General features: G+C 54.3%; 17 protein-coding genes. 11 read left to right on the top strand and 6 right to left on the bottom strand.

Features of this window, described 5'->3' with window-relative positions; genetic code table 11:
- Nucleotides 1–181: 181 nt before the first annotated feature.
- The 10 genes from F7231_RS25885 (at nucleotide 182) to F7231_RS25840 (ending at nucleotide 10030) form a co-directional block, all read left to right on the top strand.
- Entirely contained in the window at nucleotides 182–1072 is an 891-nt protein-coding gene (locus F7231_RS25885) for a sterol desaturase family protein (RefSeq protein WP_166694143.1), read from the top strand.
- On the top strand, nucleotides 1069–3594 hold the full coding sequence (locus F7231_RS25880) for a DUF5686 family protein (protein WP_166694142.1): 2526 nt from the start codon (nucleotides 1069–1071) through the stop codon (nucleotides 3592–3594). The genes F7231_RS25885 and F7231_RS25880 overlap by 4 nt, the downstream gene beginning before the upstream one ends.
- A gap of 22 nt (nucleotides 3595–3616) precedes the next feature.
- Entirely contained in the window at nucleotides 3617–4102 is a 486-nt protein-coding gene (locus F7231_RS25875; RefSeq protein ID WP_166694141.1) for a DUF2147 domain-containing protein, read from the top strand.
- 201 nt (nucleotides 4103–4303) lie between these two features.
- A complete protein-coding gene (locus F7231_RS25870) occupies nucleotides 4304–5260 on the top strand; it encodes a PepSY-like domain-containing protein (RefSeq protein WP_166694140.1) in 957 nt (318 codons plus the stop codon).
- Between the two features lie 128 nt (nucleotides 5261–5388).
- Nucleotides 5389–5769, top strand: coding sequence for a hypothetical protein (locus tag F7231_RS25865; protein ID WP_229370380.1), 381 nt, complete (start codon nucleotides 5389–5391; stop codon nucleotides 5767–5769).
- 53 nt (nucleotides 5770–5822) lie between these two features.
- On the top strand, nucleotides 5823–6062 hold the full coding sequence (locus tag F7231_RS25860; protein WP_166694139.1) for an acyl carrier protein: 240 nt from the start codon (nucleotides 5823–5825) through the stop codon (nucleotides 6060–6062).
- Nucleotides 6063–6268: 206 nt separating this feature from the next.
- Entirely contained in the window at nucleotides 6269–7600 is a 1332-nt protein-coding gene (locus tag F7231_RS25855) for a chloride channel protein (RefSeq protein ID WP_166694138.1), read from the top strand.
- Nucleotides 7601–7650: 50 nt separating this feature from the next.
- Nucleotides 7651–8328 (top strand): response regulator transcription factor, encoded by a 678-nt coding sequence (locus tag F7231_RS25850; RefSeq protein WP_166694137.1) that lies wholly within the window; start codon nucleotides 7651–7653, stop codon nucleotides 8326–8328.
- A complete protein-coding gene (locus F7231_RS25845) occupies nucleotides 8325–9596 on the top strand; it encodes a sensor histidine kinase (RefSeq protein WP_166694136.1) in 1272 nt (423 codons plus the stop codon). Before F7231_RS25850 ends, F7231_RS25845 begins: the two co-directional genes overlap by 4 nt.
- Nucleotides 9597–9604: 8 nt before the next feature.
- Nucleotides 9605–10030 (top strand): EamA family transporter, encoded by a 426-nt coding sequence (locus F7231_RS25840; RefSeq protein ID WP_166694135.1) that lies wholly within the window; start codon nucleotides 9605–9607, stop codon nucleotides 10028–10030.
- Between the two features lie 57 nt (nucleotides 10031–10087).
- Here F7231_RS25840 and omp85 read toward each other — a convergent pair whose 3' ends face one another.
- A complete protein-coding gene (gene omp85, locus F7231_RS25835) occupies nucleotides 10088–11494 on the bottom strand; it encodes an Omp85 family outer membrane protein (RefSeq protein WP_166694134.1) in 1407 nt (468 codons plus the stop codon).
- Between the two features lie 67 nt (nucleotides 11495–11561).
- Nucleotides 11562–12182 carry a DedA family protein gene (locus F7231_RS25830; protein WP_166694133.1) on the bottom strand — a complete coding sequence of 207 codons (621 nt, stop codon included), beginning with the start codon at nucleotides 12180–12182 and terminating at the stop codon, nucleotides 11562–11564.
- 323 nt (nucleotides 12183–12505) lie between these two features.
- Here F7231_RS25830 and F7231_RS25825 point away from each other — a divergent pair, with 323 nt between their 5' ends.
- Nucleotides 12506–12958, top strand: a complete 453-nt coding sequence (locus F7231_RS25825) for a PepSY-like domain-containing protein (RefSeq protein ID WP_166694132.1) — start codon at nucleotides 12506–12508, stop codon at nucleotides 12956–12958.
- 46 nt (nucleotides 12959–13004) lie between these two features.
- Here F7231_RS25825 and F7231_RS25820 read toward each other — a convergent pair whose 3' ends face one another.
- From F7231_RS25820 to F7231_RS25805, 4 genes are all read right to left on the bottom strand, one after another.
- On the bottom strand, nucleotides 13005–14069 hold the full coding sequence (locus F7231_RS25820) for an AI-2E family transporter (protein ID WP_166694131.1): 1065 nt from the start codon (nucleotides 14067–14069) through the stop codon (nucleotides 13005–13007).
- A gap of 27 nt (nucleotides 14070–14096) precedes the next feature.
- Nucleotides 14097–14615: a hypothetical protein gene (locus F7231_RS25815; protein ID WP_166694130.1), complete on the bottom strand. Its 519-nt coding sequence runs from the start codon at nucleotides 14613–14615 to the stop codon at nucleotides 14097–14099.
- An 81-nt stretch (nucleotides 14616–14696) separates the two neighbouring features.
- Nucleotides 14697–15803 carry an efflux RND transporter periplasmic adaptor subunit gene (locus tag F7231_RS25810; protein ID WP_166694129.1) on the bottom strand — a complete coding sequence of 369 codons (1107 nt, stop codon included), beginning with the start codon at nucleotides 15801–15803 and terminating at the stop codon, nucleotides 14697–14699.
- Nucleotides 15784–19032 carry an efflux RND transporter permease subunit gene (locus F7231_RS25805; RefSeq protein WP_166694128.1) on the bottom strand — a complete coding sequence of 1083 codons (3249 nt, stop codon included), beginning with the start codon at nucleotides 19030–19032 and terminating at the stop codon, nucleotides 15784–15786. Before F7231_RS25805 ends, F7231_RS25810 begins: the two co-directional genes overlap by 20 nt.
- Between the last annotated feature and the right edge of the window lie 6 nt (nucleotides 19033–19038).

Below are 19038 nucleotides of genomic sequence, written 5' to 3'. Positions count from 1 at the left end.
GTGAGCCTATGGCCGAAGTCAGCACCGCTGTCGGAATGCCGTTTTCACCAGTATGCCAGGCAACGGTATGGATTAAAAAGCCCGTATGTGATTGGGAAGGCAAACGAACGTGACGCTCATGCACGGCTTCAGATTGCCCACAGAAACGCCCTCCAACTTTGTGAAGGCCAAGCCGAAACACATGCAATCACTGATTCACTATTTTTCCAACGTACCTGATGGACACCGCGTGCTGTTGCTAACGGTTTCCGTCACGTTATTCTGGTGGTTAGAAAACCCCGCATTGCTTTTAGCAGATAGCTCCCGCTGGCACCATGCCCTGACCAACGCGACGTTTGTTTTCCTGGGAGCCTTTGTGCAATTAGTCTTCGGCTATTCGCTGCTGAACGCCCTCAACTGGACGGCCCATCACCACTGGGGACTGGTACGGCTCCTACCAATAGCGCAACACCCGCTGTTGGGTTTTGTGCTATCGTTCCTACTGCTCGATTTGCTGGAATACACCTATCATGTGCTTATGCACCGGTATGGATACCTGTGGCGGTTCCACGCTGTACATCACGCCGATCCGGCATTAGACGTATCGACCGTTTTGCGCGAACACCCCGGTGAAACGGCCATCCGGCTTGCGTTCCTGCTGGTCTGGGTGTTTATCAGCGGCATTACGTTCTGGGCGCTCATGGCTCGGCAGTTCGTACAGATTGTCTCAAACGTGGCGGCTCATGCGCACCTAAGGCTGCCGGAGCGACTCGACCGGGTTTTGAGCTGGTTGCTGGTGACACCCAATATGCACCAGGTGCATCACCACGAAAGTCAGCCCTACACTGATAGCAATTACGGTGACGTGCTAAGTATTTGGGACCGGCTGTTTGGGACCTTTCGCCGGATGCAGGCCAATCAGCTCATTTTTGGGTTGGACACCATCCGCGAGCCGCTAAACGGCGCATCGTTTGGGCATTTGCTCAGACAACCCTTCGGGGGAATCCATACGCAGGAATCACCGGCCAATGCCCCGTTTCCACAACCCGCTCCGGCGCAATCGGTGATTGACGCCCCCCAATCTAACGTATGAGAAACTTCCTTGCATGCCTGCTCTTAAGTTGGTGCTTCCTGTCGGGCGTAAGCTGGGCCCAGGTGACGACACCGGTCTCGGTTACGCTGACCGTCAACATCACGGAAAAAGGAACGGGCAAACCAGTTCCCTTTGTCAGCGGATACCTCAAGCGCGGACGTAACGGTAACACTGCCGACGAAAATGGAACCCTTTCATTGGCAGTTAGACAGCTACCCGATACGTTGCTGCTCTCGGAAGTAGGCTATGAACCCGTAACCGTGCCGATTGCCACTCCGCCTGCCGCTCCTCTGACCGTCAGTCTGCGGGCCGTAACGGGGCAGTTAGACGAAGTAGTGGTAATGGGCTACCGCGATCCGGGCAAGGCCCTGATGAAAAAGGTCATTGCCAACAAGCGAACCAACGACCCGCAACGGCTCACCCGCTGGACGCGCAACGGCTACCTACGTACCGAAGTGGACATAGAAAACCTGTCGGCCAACCGGAAGCGTAAGCTGCTTTCTACCATGCTGAAGGTGTATCAGCAATTTCAAAACGATTCGTCGGCCCGCACGTCGCTACCCATCTTTTTTCGCGAACAGTACCGCAAAGAGTACCACACCCGCTCCCCACAAAGCGATGCCGCTTACCTGGTTTCTGAACAGAACCTGGGGCTGCAAACCGATGAAATCGGGCCCCGGCTCGACCGGTTCAACGAAGCCGTCAATCCCTACGACGGCATCATCGCCATTCAGAAAACGTCGTTTGTCGGCCCCGCATCGGACATTGGACTGGCCGTCTATCAGTTTGACAAACCCGATACATTGATTGATGGGGGGAAATATCGGTATCGGCTGACGTTTCGGCCCCGAAGTGCCACCGAGAACGGGTTCGTGGGAAATATGCTGATTGAGGACGGTTCTTACGCCATCCGGGAGGTCGATATGCGAACCAACGCCGGAGCCAACCTGAATTTTATTCGTTCGCTCACCATTCGTCAGACGTACCTGCCCATTAATGATACCGAGCGCGGAACAGTGTGGGTCCTGTCCAAAAATGCACTTCGCTACGGCTTTGAAAATGGGCTTGGACTGTTGGGATTGCCCACCCGCATCGACTCGACGAGCCGCACGGTAAGCATTCAGAGCACGAGCGTATACGGGAATTATCGGATCAATCCAGAGGGCGTTACGTCCACCAACTTCGCCCTCGCCGAGCAGACAACTTTAGCGGCATCCCCGTTTACGGATGCGTATCGGCTGAGTCCGCTCACCATCCGGGAACGAGCCATTTACCAGGCGGTGGACTCCCTCAAAAATAACCGGCAGTTTCGTAACACAACCCGGATGGCGGCTTTCGTAACTACTGGCTACTGGGATGTTCGCAACAAAATTCGGTTTGGCCCTTACAGTTCGTTTTTCAGCTCCAACCTGACCGAAGGACTACGGCTTCGGACGGGTCTCTGGACAATGGAAGGTTTCGATCCGCGCTGGTGCCTGTGGGGGTACGTGGCTTACGGCACCCGCGACCGCCGGTTCAAAGAAACGGTTGGTATCAAATACGTACCCAATCGAGTTCCGTACCGGAAATACGAACTGACCCTAAAAAACGACTACGACGCGCTGACGGCCAATGATGACGTATTAGACAACGACAATCTGTTTACGCTGGCCCTTCGCAAGCCCATTCCGGCCTACCAGACGTTCATGCGCCAGATCCGATTCGCGCACGAACGGGACTTAAGCCCCCTCTGGTCGGTGAAAACATACTACAGCTACGGGTCAATGACCCCTACGTTCAAGTTCAGTTACGCGCCGTCCGATGAGATTGTTAACGTGGCCGATTCGGCCGTGTCGTCGCTGAATACCCTCTATAATTCAGAAGCAGGTATCACGTTTCGCTATGCCCGTAACGAGCGGGCCGCCATCGTGAACTATGATAAGTTGAGACTGTATACGCGCTTTCCGGTCTGGCAGTTTCACGTGGCGGCAGGCTTACCCCTTTACCAGACTACCTATTTTGATTACTGGAAGCTGAGCACCAGCCTGACTCAGGAGATGCCTGCTCCATTTAAAGGCTCGTTCTATTATAATCTGACGGGCGGGGTTGTTCTCGGCACCGTGCCCCTGCTGCTGTTGCACATCCCGCGCGGCAACCCGAACTATGTGGCCGACAAGTACGCCTTTTACGGGATGAGTCCCTACGAATTTGCCGCCGACCGCTACGTGAGCCTACTCACCCGCTATTCATTGGGTGGCCTGATTTTAGACCGAATTCCGCTTATCAATAAACTCGGCCTTCGGGAACGGGTAACGGCTAATTTGTTCTGGGGTGGGTTGAGTGGAACCAACCGCGATTTTAATAAAATCAACAGTTTCCGTACCACCGGGTCCATGCCTTACGCCGAAGCGGGCGTGGGCGTTGAAAACATCCTGAATCTGTTCTCCATTGATGCCATCTGGCGACTCAACTACTTGGATGGCGTGGATGCAGCCCGCAGTACCCGATTTGGCATCTATACCGGCCTTAAACTTCAATTCTGATCTAACCATGCGTAGGCAACGAATGATGACGATAATTCTGCTGTTAAGCGGATTATCGACTCTTACCAGCTTTACGGGTGGTACAGGGGAAGAGAAAGGCATTGTGGGTATCTGGCAATCGGCGGCTAACGATTTGCGCGTTGAGATGTACGCCCATCATGGGCAATACAATGGTCGCCTGGTCTGGTTTCTGTGGGAGGGTGACGATCCGCCGATGGCCGCACAACTCGATACGGAAAACCCGAACCCCGCCCTCCGTAGTCGCTCTTGGCTGGGAATGAACATTGTTGAACAGCTAACCTACATAGGACACGATGAATGGAGCGGGGGCAAGGTCTATGACCCTAACTCCGGCCATACGTTTGAAGCCACCGTCCGACTGATTGATTCTGACAGGCTCGTGGTCCGGGGGTACTGGAAGCTTCCGGTATTGGGGCGCAACATGCAATTCCGCCGGGTGTCTGGTGTGATAAGCAACCGGACGAATTTTCTGCAAAAAATTAAGTAAGCCCAGGCAACGGTTACGGATTCAATGCCCGTAATAGCCTTTGAGGGAGAACACCTTTATCACTACTGACCGCCTATTTGCCTCGGGTAGTAAAGTTTATACGTCGCTGTACGCTTCGCGGGCATACAGAGGCCTACTCGGACCGGACGAGCCGCCCACCGTAACCAGTTTGTCAATCACTATTAGTTATTTGGTCAATCCATGAGAAACACCCTATTCGCCACATTTGGTGGACTCCTGTTGCTGGCTTCCTGCTCCCAGCAAAACGCTTCGATCACGCCCGCAACGGGTACAACCGTTGCGATTAGTTCAGTACCTTCTGTCGTAGTGGCATCGTTGCAGCAAAATTTTCCGGTGGCCACTGCGGTAAGCTGGTCGAAGGTATCTTTGCAAACGTATCAGGCCAGTTTCACGGCCAACAGTAAAGCCCGCTTGGCCAACATCAGCGCGACGGGTACGTTCATGGCCGATTACGGCGTAATCGACGTGACGACGCTCCCCAAAGCCGTTACTGACTACATCACGGCCAATTACGCCGGGGCTACATTGGTACGGGCGGGTACAAAAACCGATGCTGCCGGGGCCATCACGCAGTACGAAGTGATTATTACCCTCAACAATGTGCAGTATGAACTGGAGTTTGACGGGGCTGGCAAGTTCCTGAAACAGGAAACCGAAGATGGGCATCAGCAGGGCACAGCCGTCGCCCAGTCAGCACTGCCTGCCGCCATCGGCACGTACCTGAACACAACCTATCCCGGCTATGCGTTTGTGCAGGCCAGTAGCCGCAGCAGCAACGGGTCCGTAACATCTTACGTGGTGGATATCACATCCAACGGCGCAAGCTATGATGTGCTTTTCGACGCAACTGGGGTCTTCATCAGTGTCCGCGCTGAAGGGCAGGGCGGTGGCGACAAGGGCAAAGGGCCGGGTGGCGACGGACACGACGGCACCGAGACGACCATCGCCCAGGCCGATCTGCCCGCTACTATCTCTACGTACCTGACAACTAATTACGGTGGCTACACGTTTGGGTCAGCTACGGTTGATAAAGACGCTGCCGGAACCGTGACTAAGTATGAGGTGAAATTCACCCTCAATGGCAAGAACTACGAAGCGGAGTTCGATGCTACCGGCAAGTTTCTGAAACTCGGTTAATCTAAACAGTGGGGTGCCGTTCCGTTTTTGGGACGGCACCCATCCTACTTAGCTTATGAAATACGAAATACGCACTTATTTTCCTCGCTACCTGCTTACTGGCAGCCTGTACCAAAAAGCAGGACGTAATGCCTGATGCAGCCAGCACCGTTGCGGGCACCTATCCGCTCACCTATGTACGAAGCGATTCGACGGGCGTTAAACTGTATGAATATAACCTGTCCTACACGGCTGGCTCGAATACCCTATCGGGTACGCTGACCGCCCGACGCGATTCAGCCGCCGTAGTCTTCCTGACGCAGACGGTTAAAGCAACGGGATATAGTGATCAGACCTCCGTAATTGGTTCTGTGCGGTTGCAGGCCAATGGCAGTAGCTACGACATGTACCTAAGCAACCAGAAGATTGGTACTGCCGACGGTACTACGCTCAGCATTGATAAACAACAAACAGACCCTGCAAACGGTACGGTGTACCACGACTGGATTACGGGGCGTAAGACTCAGTAAGTAACTTATAATGTATTCAATCATACTTACTTGTACGAGTAATTTCATAAGAGATGCAAACCATTGAAGCTCAAATCTGCCACTATGTAACGAAGCGTTACACCGTACTGCCGCTCACGATTCAGCCTGACCACCGGTTTCAGCAGGATTTAGGCTTGAGTGAGTGGGAGTTCCTGGATGTGCTGGTTCATATTGAGCATTTGTTTGGCGTCAGCTTACCCGATGAATTATTAATCGCTCCGCTGACAATTAATGGACTGAGCAGGCTGATTGACCGATACGCATTAATATGAGCAGGTCATCTCACGCATACCAACGCTTGCTGTACTCCCGCGCTTCCACGCTCGTTTGTTCGCCTTCAACTATTTCAATGCGATAGTTGCCGGACAATGACTCGTCAGGGGTGGTGTGAAAGTTACGCTGACACGTGCAGTAGCTCGCTTTCGGGAGGATAGGTAAAATCATGAAAGCGAATTTTTTTCATAGCGGTTAACTACCTATGCGCGTTAACGAGGAAATCATTTTATTTTTTACCGTCCTGAAATGGCTGGTCCTTTCCACTTTAATCGGGTGTACAGTCGGGCTGGCAGCATCGGGGTTTATTAAGTTCATTCACTACATCATTGAAGCCGGTAATCGCTACGAACACGTATTTTATTTATTGCCGCTCAGCTTTTTTCTGGCCAACGTACTGAGTCAATTTGTACTTAAACAGCACTTAGGCACCGATACACTAATTGCTGCAATTAATAAAAATTACGGTCGGGTTGAAGGTAGTCTGATACCAACCAAGATCATAAACGTCGTCTTAATTCTGGCAACGGGCGGCTCGGCGGGTAAAGAAAGTCCCTGCGCGCAAATTGGCGCGGGCATCGGCAGCGTGTGTGCCAACCTGCTTAGGGTCGATGATGTGGATCGCCGGAAGATGGTGCTTTGCGGCTTTTGCGCCGGGTTTTCCTGCGTGTTTGGTGCTCCCATTGCCGGGGCCTTATTTGGCATTGAGGTGCTGGCTGCCGGTGTCATTCTGTACGACGTGCTGTTGCCCGCGTTCGTGGCCTCCATTACGGCTTACCAAGTCTCTTCGGCTCTGGGTGTCACGTTTTTTTACTACCCCCTGCAATTCGTACCCGCCTTTGAGCAGGGCTTTTTCATCCGGCTGTTGGTGGGCGGCATCTTCTTTGGCGTGTGCGCTTACGGCTTTATTCGTGCCGTTCGAGTCAGCACTGCTTTTACCACCCAAATTCCAATCTGGCGACCACTTAAAGGGTTGATCGGCGGTTCAATCTTAGTGGGGTTAACCGTGCTTTTTGGCCGTGATTACTTAGGTTTGGGACTGAACCTGATGGAGACCTGCATTAAAGGCATACCGGTGCTAGGGTATGCTTTTTTATTGAAAGCCCTGTTTACCATCATCACCCTGAGCATCAGCCGCAGTGGAAGCGTGATTACGCCCATTCTGTTTGTTGGTGCAACGGCGGGCAGTTTCTTCGCCGAGGTTGTGGGGGCGGACCGGGCGACGTTCGCAGCCATCGGGTTTGTCAGTGTGCTGGCCGGAGCCACCAACACACCCATCGCCACCAGTATCCTGGCTATTGAGTTGTTTGGGGCAACTGTAGCTCCTTACGCGGCTGTGTCGTGCGTCATCAGCTTTCTGATGTCGGGCCACCAGAGCCTGTACACCGCCCAAATGCTTGCCGTCCAGAAATCGCGGAGCTTACCCAATCAAGTTGGTCAGGAGATCGGTACATTGCCTAATGAACACAATGCGGAGATTCGTAGTCCACTTGACTCAGTGCGAAGATGGCTGCGCCGTTTTTCGCGGTCCGACTAATACAGATTTACTTCAACTTTGACGAGTACGTTTGATAAAATGCCGCATTTATGAAAATTCTGTTGGTGGAAGACGAACCAAGCCTGCTCCAAGCGATGCGGCAATATCTTGAAGTAGATGGCTACATTGTGACAACGGCCACTACGTTCGCCAAAGCATCTATGGATCTGAACGACTACGACTACGATTGTGTCGTGGTGGACATCGGCCTGCCCGACGGAAACGGTCTGAACCTGATTCGCCAATTGAAGACGGCTGAGAAAGGCAGCGGCCTGATTATTATTTCCGCTAAAGACTCGCTCGACGATAAACTGACGGGCTTGGAACTGGGATCGGACGATTATATCACTAAACCCTTTCACCTGCCGGAACTCAATGCCCGCATCAAGTCCGTATTGCGTCGGCGGTTCTTCGGAGGCAACAACCTGATCCGTTACGGAGAGATTGTCGTAGACCCGCTTTCGCATCAGGTGACGGTTGCGGACCACCGGCTCGACCTGACCGAAAAAGAATACCACTTGCTACTCTTCTTTTTGGCCAATGTCAATCGGCTACTGACCAAATCGGCTATTGCCGAGTATGTCTGGGGGGATCACATGGACTTGGCCGACTCCCACGATTTTCTGTATACGCACATCAAAAATCTCCGGCGCAAACTCATTGACGCGGGCTGCCCGGATTACATTAAAACCCGTTACGGAGCCGGATATCTGTTCGCAACGCTATGAGCCTGCTCCGCAAAACGTTGCTGTATCTGTTGCTGGCGGCTGTTCCTGTCGCGCTGGGTGGCGTGTGGGTTTTCGATACGCTCGTCAACCACGTCATACGGTACGAGGTGGATGAGCAACTAAGCAGTGACCTGGCCTATATTCAACAGCAACTTCAAACCGCCCGAATACCCCTAAACCGGGGGCAATATTTGTTGGATAATCCGCACATTTCCCTACTGCCATCAGGACGGGTCATCCCGCCAACGTTTTCAGATTCTGTCGAGTACGACCGGCGCGAGAATGAACCCGTACCAGTCCGCCGGTTAACAGCTACAATCCAAATTGGTAAGCGCACGTATCTGATCGTTGTGAAACAGGCGATGGGCGAGTTTGAGGAAGTCGCTCAGATGCTTTCAATGAGCGTAATCGCGTCCTTTCTGGTCCTGGTTATTTTTCTGACCGTACTCAACGGCTGGGTGTCGCGCCGACTGTGGCAACCCTTCTACCGGCTTATCGACCAATTAAGAGCATACCGGTTGAACGAACGTACCCCAGCTATATTCGATCAAAGTAGTATTGCTGAATTCGGTCAACTGAGCATTGCGCTAAATGATATGAGCCTAACTCTACACCATCAGTACGTGGTACAGAAGGAGTTTACCGATCATGCCGCCCATGAAATGCAGACTCCTCTGGCGGTCATGACCACGCAGTTGGACCGGTTGTTGACCACCGAACCGCTCACTGACGAGCAGGTTAGCCTGATGGAACAGGCCCAAGCCTCCGTTCGGCGATTAACGCAACTGAACAAAAGCCTGCTCCTCCTGACCAAAATTGAAAACAACCAATTTGCTGACCAACAACGCGTGAATTTGAGCGACGTATTGGACCGGCTGCATCGGAACTTTGCTTCGTACGCCGAGCATCGGGGCTTAAGCTGGGCAACCCATATTGAACCTGACGTTATCCGACTGATGAATCCGCATTTAGCTGAGGTGCTGTTCAGCAATTTGCTCAAGAATGCACTCACCCATGCCTTACCCAGTACGTTCGCCCAACTGGGCCTGACCAAATCGCAATTTACGGTAACGAATGTTGGTCCTCCGCTACCCTTCCCGGCTGAACAACTTTTTGACCGATTCGTAAAGAACTCGGCTCGCCCGGAGTCAACCGGCCTGGGGTTAGCCTTAGTCAGACAGATTACCGAACGATACGGTATGACCGTCGAGTACAGCTACGACGAGCGAGGAAGGTTGCACACATTTACTGTTTTATTTCCAAACTGACCACATCTATGCCAACGTGGGTACTCTACAGCTTGATCTCCATGCTCTTTGCCGGGTTAACCTCGGTTATAGCCAAGCTGGGTCTGAAGGATATCAGTGCCAATCTGGGGCTGGCCGTGCGGACGACGGTCGTCTTTGGGCTGGTATTGCTCAACTTCATCGTTTTCCAGAACGTCCGGGAAGTGGGTCAACTCAACGCCCGCACGGTGGGGTTTCTGGCCGTGTCGGGTCTGACGACCTCCCTATCCTGGATATTTTACTACAAAGCCATTCAGATTGGCCGCGTCTCCGACGTTGCTCTGATCGACAAGGGCAGTATTGTCCTGACAATTCTACTGTCCGTTACGCTGCTGCGCGAACCGGTTACACCGAAATTACTGGTTGGCGGAGGGCTGGTTTTGGCGGGATTGCTGGTGCTGGTTTGGCCAAAATAAAGCTAAAATACCTCCGCATCGGCGACGGTCCCGTGACGGCGTGACGCGCCCGTCTTATTAAAAAATCTGCCCGATGCCAAAGTAGAACAGCCGGTCTTCTTTAGACAGTCCATAGTCGAAAAAAAGGATTGTCGAGAGGTTCCAGGCTACCCGTGCCCCCGCGCCATACGATGTCTTAATGTTTTTGAAATCCAGGTCTTGCCAACGGTCACGGACGGTGCCCGCGTCGAAAAACGGTGCAACGCCCAACCCAAAATTTTGTCGGCCAACTTTCAGATCGGCCAGCCGGACCCGAACCTCCACATTGGCAAACGCGAGCGAACGAGCTAGGAAACGGTTGGCGCGATATCCTCTCAACGATTGCCGCCCACCCAATGCATTGATGCTACCATCCGGACTCCACTGGTCCTGGTATTCAAAGAAGGGGGCTTGGCTACCGAAAATAGTCCCGGCACCAATTCGACCCGCTAGTATGGTCCGACTACCCACCGGCAGTCGTTGATAAACACGTCCTTGGAGAAACAGCTTGTTGAAATTGAACTCCGACCCAATTGCCTGGTTAGAAAACTCATTGGCGGCCTCAAAGTACGCACCCCTGGTTGGGTCTGGTTCAAAATCACGGGTATCGTAAATCAGGGCAGCCTGCAAGAGCGAAACCCGGCCACCATCAAGGCCAAAAATCAGGCCCTGCTCGGCATCACGGGCCAGCAATGACGTTCCATTGGGTGCTTTCGTTTTTTCTCCGTTCACCGGGTTTACCGCATCCGTTTGGGTTCCCTGAAAGGTCCGGTAAGCGAGTGATTGAATTTCGTACCCACCCATTACTCGCCATTTGCCCTTACCTAAAGCGTAATCGGCTTTGAGATTAAGCATAAACTCAGTTTCCCGAAACCGATTCGAAAGGGCATCGCTTACAAAAGCGGCTTCACCTGCCTGACCGGGCCGTAAGGCACTACGTGCGTTATTGTAGGCTCCGTACGTGTTAAACGTCTCGTTGGGATTAGAGGGTAAGCGAAGCGGACCCAATGTACTTTGATTGGACCCAAAATAAAGGTTAGACGGGTTTTGCTGCGCCTTAAAGTCTGCTCTGAAACGCCAGCGGGAACCCCGGTAGTAGGGAACATCTACGGAGAAAGTAAGTTCGCGGGCGTTGGTTGTATAGTAGGCTACGTTAGCCCGTAGTCTTATTAAGTAAGGCGTGTACGCAAAAAGTGGGTTGGCGCGGGTGCCATTCCAGTAGGTGTTGGTTCGAATACCCACCCCAAAACCCGTGACTGGGTCTGATGACAGGTCGGGGAGACCTGTCGTGAACCGGCCTTCGCGTTTTTTAGCCAGATCAGCATCGGACATGCGCTTTGATCGGATGAACGAAAGACTATCGGAGTAGAGACTATCAATACTCTGGGCCAGTGTTGTCTGGGATAGACACCCAGTTAGGATGATGAAGCAAAGTAATCGTTTCATTGAGTGAGTAATTGAGGACAACAGAATAATCGTAAATTCATGAAGATTTCTTACGGGTTCTTACCCACTACGGTAGGGTATCAGTCTTACGTAACCGCTGTACGACGAGCGTTCCAATCACCAGCAGCACCACGCCCAGAAAGATGTATTCTACGTACTGCCCAACCTGCGGAAACTGCTGGCCTAGCCAATACCCAGCCAATACAAGCACCGAAATATAGGCTACACAACCCGTAGCGGTCAGGAGCAGAAAACGCGGCCAAGGCAATCCGCTACTTGCGGCCAGCAGTGGGTTGAAGGTGCGGATGATGGGCAGAAACCGGCCGACCAGCAAGGCCCAGTTCGGATGTTTCTGGTAAAATGCATTGGACTGGTCGAGGTAGCGTCGTTTGAAGAGGACGGTGTCGGGCTGTTTCCGGAGCCGGTCTCCGAGTTTGTAGCCAATCCAATAGCCCGTTAGATCGCCCGCTACGGCGGCTACAATCAATACCCCAATGAGGGCCAACACGGGCAGGTTAAGGGTACGGACCCCTGTCAACAATCCCGCCGTGAACAGCAGTGTTTCTCCACCGGGTACAATCAGGCCGAGCAGGAAGCCCGTCTCGATGAATACCAGAGCGGCAATCAGACTGGTACCGCCCCACTCCAGCCAGGCGGTGTTTAGTGCCAGAATACTTACAATGTCCATCTACTTATTTTTGGTATCCGGGACAAAAGTGCCTGCCAAATCTGAAGTGTTTCTGAAGAATTTAATAAGTTTTTAATGATATACCAGGGCCACCATAGACGTGATTAACTTTGGCGAGAGGCAGAATCTACATGTTGGAGTACCAATGGGTTAAGCTTCATTGGAACGCTGTAACCGGCTGTCTACCCAACCCGCCACGCAACAACGCCAGTACTACGCCTTTGTCGGTGAAGCAGGAGGGGCATCGTCAATAACTCCAGTATTGCTTCAGATTCAGACTGTAGGTTTGAGTCGGTTAAGCAATCAACTAACCAAACAAACATATGAAAACCATCCTGTTTGCGGGCCTGCTGAGCGGGTTCGCGCTCTCGGTCGCTCTACCGACCAATGCCAGTCCTGCCCTCACCACCGCACGTGTTGTTGGCTTGGCCGACGAAACGCCAGCCGCCGTGAAAGCGACCATCGCCCGGTTGTACCCAACCGTAAAGAACGTGAAATTCGATAAAGAGAACGGCGATTACGAAGCGGGTTTCAAACACAACGGCAAGTCGATGTCGGTGGTGCTCGACGCCAAAGGAACGGTGAAGGAAACCGAAACCGAGATACCAGTTAGTGCATTGCCTGCCTCTGTACGTGATTATGTTGCTAAACAGATGCCAGGCAAGAAAATTAAGGAAGCCGCTGAGATCGTGGATGCTAACGGCACCAAGAAATACGAAGCTGAGGTCGGTGGTAAAGACCTGATGTTTGACACGGCGGGTAAGCCGTTGAAATAAATCACTACGTTTGAGCAGTGCCCTGTTACGGCGTTAACTGCGCTGCTCAAACTTTTACCGACCTATCATCCAGCACGTCCTGCACGTACAGCATCTTCACCAGCACCAGTATAATCGCCATAACGGGTGTGGCCAGAATCAGGCCGATACCACCCACAAAAACACCCATGATAAGCTGTGAAATCAGCACCAGCGCGGGTGGCATGGAAATCATTTTGTTCTGTACCAGTGGCGTTAGCAGATTGCTCTCGATTAGCTGAATACCGGTGTATAGTAGCACGACATAAAGCACCTGCTGCGGCCCATCGGAAAAGGCAAACAAAACCGCTGGAACCAGGGCCAGGATAGGACCGAAATTGGGGATAAACGTAATCAAACCGGCGAAGAGGGCCAGTGCAGCGGCTAATTTCACCCCCAGCAGCCACAGGCCCAGAAAGCTCAGCACCCCAACGACGACCATTGAAAAGAGCTTGCCAATCAGCCAGTTGAGCAGGGTTTCGCCAATTTTATTCAGCACCTCCGCCCCCCGCTTCCGCCCCGGTTTGGGTAGCAGCAGGAGTAAGCCTTCGCGGTAAAGATCAGGTTGAGCCGCCAGAAAAGCAGATAAAAAAAAGATGACGTACACATCGGCCAGTACGCCAGCCGTAGAGGAGACGGCCCCAAACACCCGGCTCAGCGACCGGCTACGACCTTCAAACAGGCTGTCCATCGAAGGTACAGCATCAACAAGCCTCTGCCCCCACTCCGAACCGGTGAGGCTCTCTCGGGCTTGTTTGATTGCGCCGGGAAGCTGCTTGGTCAGACCATCCATCTGCCCACCAATGGACGACGATAACGCCCAGACGATTCCTGCCAGCAGACCCAGCGTTACCAGAGACACCACCGCTAAACAAATGCCTTCTTTCCAGGTGGTCTTACGACTTAGCCAACGTGCGCCCGCCCGCAGGGGTAGCGCAATCAACAGGGCGGCTAAGACCAACATCAGGATATCAATAGCCGCCCCCAGAAGGCCCAGCACCAGCAGGAAGGCCAGCGTAATACCGACCACAACGCACACGCGCTGAACGAAACCTGAAGAAGTGACGAGTTGAGATGGCTGGTTGTTGTTCATTAGCTGATTATTGGGATAGAATTCGTTTTACCGCTTGGGCGTATCCCGGCAGTGGCAAAACGAATACGCATTAGCTAAACCGTAGGAACCATGACCGTCCGTGCGGAGTATGTGCCGTTCGCGCATCTGGCTTAGTAGTCGTTGCATACATTCGTCATCTTTGAAATAAGCCTTAGTAGTGCGTTGGTCCAAGTCGTAGATGTCGCCGTTCGGAGTTAAGCTAAAGTAAAAACTTAGCCAGTGTGCATCACCTGCCCATTCGTCAAGGCAATAGACGGTGAGCGGTCCCCGCTGCAATACCTCGTAAAACGTATCCTGGTAAAGCCGGTATAGTTCATTGTGTCTGGTGCGATATCCCCAAACAGACGAAGCCGCTACAGCCTGCTTGTGTCCGGGTTTGCTTACCACGATAACCTGATGCTGACGGGGCTTTTCACGAACGGCATGTACCCAACCCGTACCGTTTGGACTGGCTATGTCGTTGGCCGAATGCAGAAGCTGAACGGCTCGGTTCGTACAGCCCGATAGTAACAGTATAATCAGCATTGAGCTTAACCTGAACAATCGGTCTCGCCTACGAAAACATTGGCGCATGATCGTCATCGGGACAAAAGGTATCAGGATTCGTTAGCGAAGGGCAACGCCTTCTTTAATGTCGTCTCGGGCGTTGACCACGATCTGATCAGTGGGCCGCAACGCGCCAAACACCTCCGTCATGCCGCCCGCTTTCTGGCCTTTCCGCACGGGTACGTACTGCGCCCGACCGTCGGCCACCCGAATCACGTACTGTCGCTCGGTGGAGGTCACCACCGCCGTCGTCGGCACGGCCAGCGCACCGGGCGTACCGGTGGTAGGCAGGGTAATTTCCGTGAACATGCCGGGACGCAGCGTCCGGTCGCCGTTGGGTACGTCGATTTCGACCGTCTCGGAGCGGAATTGCTGGTTCATGCTGCCCGACCGGCGGCTGATTTTGCCCGTAAACGCCCGGCCCGGCATAGCACTGACCGTGAAGCGGATCGGACTGCCTTCGCGCAGCCCCACGCTGTAGGTTTCGGGAACGTCGGCCACCAACCGCAGGCGGTTCTGCTGCTGGAGCACCAGCATCGGCCCTTCCTGCTTCGCGCCCGATCCTACCAGTGCCCCCGGATGCACATTGCGTTCGGTAATGATGCCGTCGAAGGGTGCCCGCACCTTCAGGTAGTCGCGGAGCTTGGTCAGAGCACGGTAGCTGGCCCGCTCACCCAGCACCGAGGCCGAGTCGGCCCGCAGCCGGGCCTGGGCCGTTTCAAGGTCAAGTGCCGAGACCGAACCGGGGATTTTGTTGCTGGCCAGCAAGCGCCGGTAATGTTCGCGGCTGGCCGTCAGCATGGCTTCGGCCTTGAGCGTGTTGGAGCGGGCGGCTACTAATCGCTCTTCGGTTTCGGGCGCGTCGAGCACCATCAGCACCTGCCCCCGCCGAACGGCCGTACCCCGGTCTACCAGCACCCGCTCCACGAAGCCACTGGCGCGGGGAAAGATGCTCACTTCCTGATAAGCCCGGAACTCGCCCGGCAACTGCACGGATTCGCTTACCCGCTGCCGCGACACCGGGGCAAGCTGATAGGCTGGTGCCGACAGGGTCGCCTGCGCTTTGGTTCGTTTGGGTTTCTTCGACTCCGACGAGCCGTTACACGATTGAAACAACACGCCCAGCCCCAGCAGGGTCATGATACGGCTATATCCGGTGATTTTCATACGCTTCAGTTTGAGCCTGTTGGTTGTTGAATTGATCGGCGGTATCGTCGGCCATTTGTACGGCGTAGGCTGACTCGGTGGGCAGTAGTGATGGGTCGTTGAATGGGGTACTGCGTTGCAACCAGACGTACACCTGCGGTACGATGTAGAGCGCGGCCAGCGTGGAAGCAATCAGCCCGCCAATTACCGCCCGGCCCAGCGGAGCCACCTGTTCACCCGCTTCGCCCGTGCCTAGGGCCATTGGCACCATGCCCGCAATCATGGCGAAGGTGGTCATCAGCACGGGCCGCAGCCGAACACCCACACTATCCACGGCAGCCCGGTTCACGTCTCGGTACTCCCAACGAAGCCGTTCGGCGTTGGTGACAATCAGAATGGCGTTGGCCACCGAGATACCTACCGACATGATGATACCCATGTACGATTGCAGATTCAGCGTACTGCCCGTCAGCAGGAGCAGACCGATGGCCCCCACCAGTACGGCGGGCACGGTGGATAGCACCACGAAGGAAAGTTTGAACGACTGGTAATTAGCCGCCAGTAAAAGAAAAATAACCAGTACGGCAATGCCCAGCCCGGTCTGTAGGCTGTCTAAGGTTTCAGTCAGCAGCGACGACATACCTTTGACCTGCGTCACTAAACCTTTCGGCGTTTCGCCCAGGTCAGTGAGCGTTTGCTCCACCGCCCGCGTGGCCGTACCAAGATCGCGCCCGTGAATATTGGCCGAGACGGTCACGAACCGGCGCGGTCCGGTGCGGTCATACTCGCCCGGCAGCGTATCGACCGAGAACGTAGCCACGTCGCTCAGCACGGGACGTACCTGACCGGCCACCAACGGAACCTCGCCCAGTTGGGTCATGTCACTCATGGCGTATTCAGGAATCTGAACCTGCACCTGGTACGTGTAAGCAGACCGAGCATCGAGCCATTGGTTTTTTTCGGTGAACCGACTTGACGAGGTTGAGGCCGTAATGGAGCGGGCGACCTGCTGCAAGTTCAGGCCCATCATAGCCAGTTTCTGTCGGTCCAGCGTAATGTTGATGACGGGAAACTTCAGCGGCTGCACAATCCGCACGTCGCGCAGGTAGTCCACCTCCGAGAGGCCCGCCACCACCTGCCGGGCATAGGCTTCGATCTGCTTCATGTCGCGCCCAGCCACCTGCACCTCAATCGGCGTGGCGGCTCCTCCGCTCATGAGCTTCTCGGTCAGGTCGGCGGGTTCAAACGACAGCGTCAGGTCCGGGAACTGCTTCACGACAGCCTCCCGAATTCGTTCCTTCACCGCCTGCATGTTGGCGTGATACTCTTTATTGAGGGCCACCTTGATAACCGCATCGTTGGGACCTGTCGTGCTAACGTACAGATTGGTCGTCGCGTAGTTGGTGGGTACCACGCCTACGTAGGCCGACGATACGGCCAGGTTTCCATCAGTAACGTCATCGACTAAAGCCGTCAGTTGCTTAACCCGCTCTTCGGTGCGTTCAAGCCGGGTGCCGTCGGGCGTTTTCATGCGAATCACCATCTGCCCGGCGTTGAGCTGGGGCAGCATATCTTTTCCGATAAAGGCAAATCCTAACCCGGCCAGCACCAGTACAGCCACAAAATACGTGGCAATAATCAGTTTGTTACGCCGAAGCAACCCCTCAGTCTGATGCACAAACCCGCTGCGTATCCGGTCGAACAAACCGGGCTTTTTGGGAACTGTTATTTCACTATCAGGTACGTCATTTGGTGCGTGCGCCACCGGGTGCGGATGGCTTTTGAGCAGCCAGTTGGCCAGCACGGGCACTAAGCTCTGGGCCAGAAAATACGACACCGTCATGGCAAAGCCGATACTCAGCGACAGGGGCAGAAACATGGCGCGGGGTACGCCCGTCATGATAAACGACGGGGCAAACACGGCCAGAATACACAAAAGAATCAACAAAAGGGGAAGAGCCACCTCCTTACAGGCATCGTAGATGGCCTGCTGCTTGGTTTTGCCCATTTCCAGATGCTGGTGGATGTTTTCAATTGTCACCGTGGCCTGATCGACCAGTATACCGATGGAGAGAGCCAGCCCCGACAGGGTCATGATGTTGACCGTCTGCCCGGCCAGCCCCAGCAGCAGCACGGCGGCCACGACCGAAATTGGGATGGTGATGATGACAATGAGTGAGGAACGCCAGTCACCCAGGAACAGCAGCACCATCAGACCGGTCAGGATAGCCCCCAGCCCGCCCTCGAACAGCAGGCTTTTGACCGCATTGATCACGAACACCGACTGGTCGAACTCGTAGCTGACCTCGATATCGTCGGGCAGCAGGCTCCGCATTTCAGGCAGTTTGGCTTTCAGCCGCGTCACCACGTCCCAGGTGGAAGCATCGGCGGTTTTCACGACGGGGATGTACGATGAGCGACTGCCGTTGACCAGCGCGTAACCCGCCGTCACGTCCGACGCATCGGCTATGGTGGCCACATCGTGCAGGAAGACGCTGCGGTGCCCCTTGGTTACGACGGGTATTTGCCCAAAGTCCTCCACCTGATCTTCCAGCGAGTTCAGCGTGGTGATGTAGGTTGAATTGTCGATGCGGATGTTGCCCGATGGGGTCATCGCATTGTTGGCCGCTAAGGCTTCAACCACCTCATCGGGCGAGATATTCAGGCTGCGAATCTTTTGCGGGTCGAGGTTGATGACGACCGTGCGGGCGTTGGTGCCGATGGGGGGCGGAGCGGTCAGGCCCGGCACCGTCGAGAACAGGGGACGGATGCGCGTGGAGGCCATCTCATGGATTTCCCGCAACGGACGGGTTTTACTTGAAAAGACCAGATCGCCGATGGGCACCGACGAGGCATCGTAGCGCACCACCTGCGGGGGCAACGCGCCGGGCGGAAAGAATTTCATGGCCCGGTTGACCTGAATAGCCACTTCCGCCGATGCTTGCGCCATGTCGGTGCCTTCATAGAAAGCCAGCTTCACGATGGTTAGCCCCTGCGTGTTTTTGCTCTGAATTTCTTTGATACCCCCGATATACAGAAACTGGTCCTGCATCCGGGTGGCAAAGAAACCTTCCATCTGAGCGGGCGACATACCACCATAAGGTTCGATGACGTAGATGGTCGGCGAGTTCAGGCGGGGGAAAATGTCGATGGGGATGCGCATGGCGGCCAGCACCGAAAAGACGACCATCCCGGCCACCACCACCAGCACCGCAATCGGGCGTTTTAAAGACGTTGATAGTAAAGACATAGTGCG

This window comes from Fibrivirga algicola, assembly GCF_011742925.1.
Lineage (GTDB): Bacteria > Bacteroidota > Bacteroidia > Cytophagales > Spirosomataceae > Fibrella > Fibrella algicola.
This window is presented reverse-complemented; position numbering and strand designations above follow the sequence as displayed.